Source organism: uncultured Mycobacterium sp. (assembly GCF_964249325.1).
Taxonomy (GTDB): domain Bacteria; phylum Actinomycetota; class Actinomycetes; order Mycobacteriales; family Mycobacteriaceae; genus Mycobacterium.
Genome location: NZ_CAXUCH010000414.1, coordinates 1 through 2076, shown reverse-complemented (window position 1 = coordinate 2076; position 2076 = coordinate 1). Strand labels below are relative to the sequence as shown.

Annotated in this window: 3 protein-coding genes; all 3 read left to right on the top strand. The window is 66.8% G+C overall.

Annotated features, from left to right (window positions below; all coding sequences use genetic code 11):
- Positions 1–130 precede the first annotated feature (130 nt).
- Positions 131–727, top strand: a complete 597-nt coding sequence (gene mftR / locus ACFE99_RS25290) for a mycofactocin system transcriptional regulator (protein WP_375489656.1) — start codon at positions 131–133, stop codon at positions 725–727.
- Positions 724–1773: a DUF2332 domain-containing protein gene (locus tag ACFE99_RS25285; RefSeq protein ID WP_375489654.1), complete on the top strand. Its 1050-nt coding sequence runs from the start codon at positions 724–726 to the stop codon at positions 1771–1773. The genes mftR and ACFE99_RS25285 overlap by 4 nt, the downstream gene beginning before the upstream one ends.
- 63 nt (positions 1774–1836) lie before the next feature.
- Positions 1837–2076 (top strand): RNA polymerase sigma factor (locus ACFE99_RS25280; protein ID WP_375489652.1); only part of this gene is annotated, 240 nt, incomplete at its 3' end.

The following is a 2076-nucleotide window of genomic DNA, read 5'->3' as shown; positions in this document are numbered from 1 at the left end:
AGTTCGGTGTCGGTGTCGATCTCGTGGTCCATGAAGCCGCCTTCCTTGAAGACTCGACAAGTCGGGGTCGAGCCGGTCACAATCTTGGTCAGAATATGGCATCGAGTGCCGAAATGGAAGGGCGGGTTCAATGGTGCCTGAGTCCCGGGTGGGCCGGCGCCGCTCGACGACACCGCACCACATCAGCGACGTCGCGCTGCGGCTGTTCGCCGCCCGTGGATTCGAGAACGTCAGCGTCGATGACGTCGCGCAGGCCGCCGGGATCGCCCGTCGCACGGTCTTTCGCTATTACGCCTCCAAGAACGCGATCCCCTGGGGCGACTTCGACGGCCATCTACAGCAGTTGCGCGAACTGCTCGACCAGGTCGATCCCGAGGTGCCGCTGGGCGAGGCGTTGCGGGCAGCGCTGTTGGCGTTCAACACCTTTGACGAGTCCGAGACCCTACGGCACCGGCAGCGGATGCGGGTCATTCTGCAAACCGCCGAATTACAGGCGTACTCGATGACGATGTATGCCGGATGGCGCGAGGTTATCGCCGCGTTCGTGGCCCGCCGGTCGGGCACCAAGACCAGCGACTTGTTGCCGCAGACCGTCGCCTGGCTGATGCTGGGTGTCGCGCTGAGCGCCTACGAGCATTGGCTGGACGACGAGTCGGTGTCGCTGCCGCAGGCGCTTGGCGACGCGTTCGACGTCGTGGGCTCCGGCCTGAACCGGCTAGACCGGTGAGCGACACAGAGCACCTGCTGGCCACCCTGCGCTCGCAGGGGCGGGCGTGCGCGGCGCTGGGTTCCCCGATGTACGCGGAACTACTCGACCGCGTGGTCGCCGACGTGCAAGCCGGCGGGGTCTTCGCGGCCGTGCTGTCGGGTCACGAAAGCGATCCGGGTCGACTGGCGGTGCCGCTTCGACTGCTCGGTGGCCTGCACCGGCTGGCGCTCGACGGCCGCGCACCGGCGTTGCACCGCTGGTACCCGAGCACCGGTGGTACCTGGAACGCGGACGCGGCTTGGCCGGATATCACCGCTAGCGCCACCGAGCACATCGGCCCGCTGCGCGCTGCGCTCCATCAACCGCCGCAAACCAACGAGGTGGGCAGATCGGCTGCACTCATCGGCGGCTTATTGATGCTTAGACGTCAATTCCGCTTGCCAGTAAGGCTTTTCGAAATCGGATCCAGTGCCGGGCTGAACCTGCGCGCCGATCACTACCACTACCGCTATCGCGGTGGTCACTGGGGACCGGCCGACTCTCCGGTGAGAATCGACGACGCCTGGCGCGGCAACCTGCCGCCCACCGATGCGGTGCCGATAACCGAACGGAATGGCTATGACATCGCGCCCGTCGACGCCACCAGCTCCGAGGGCGAACTGACGCTGCTGAGCTACGTCTGGCCCGACATGACCGTTCGCATGGACCGGCTGCGTGGCGCGATCAGCATCGCCCGCAAAGTTCCCGCCCGGCTACAGCGCAGCACCGCAGCCGATGCGGTCGCCGAACTGGCGGTGGCCGACGGCGCGCTCACCGTCCTGTGGCATTCGATTACCTGGCAATACCTCTCCGCTGAGGAACAGGCCGCGGTCCGTGCCGGTATCGATGCAGTCGCGGCGGGTGCGAAGGCCCGCGCTCCGTTCGCGCATCTCATGCTGGAGCCGCAGCGGCGCACCCCCGACACTCCGCACGCCTTCTTGCTGCGCGTCCGCAGCTGGCCGGGCGGCGACGACCGGGTGCTGGCCGACTGTGCGCCGCATGGCCCACCGGTGGTGTGGGAATAACGTGAGTGGAAAATTTTTCGCCGCAAGCGTCGGAGTTCGCCGCGCCACCGCGACGATAAGGACGTGAGCGCCCAACCGGACCGCATCGATGCTCCGGGTGCACTGTTGACGCTCTACGACCAGGCGCTGCCGCTTGTCTACGGATACTTCGTCCGACGCTGCGGCGATCGCGGAACTGCCGAAGACTTGACGTCGGAAACCTTTCTGGCGGCCATGGATGCCGCCCGTAAGGATGACCCGCCGCCGATCGCAGTGCCCTGGCTGCTGGGCGTGGCGCGCCATAAGCTCGCCGACCACTATCGC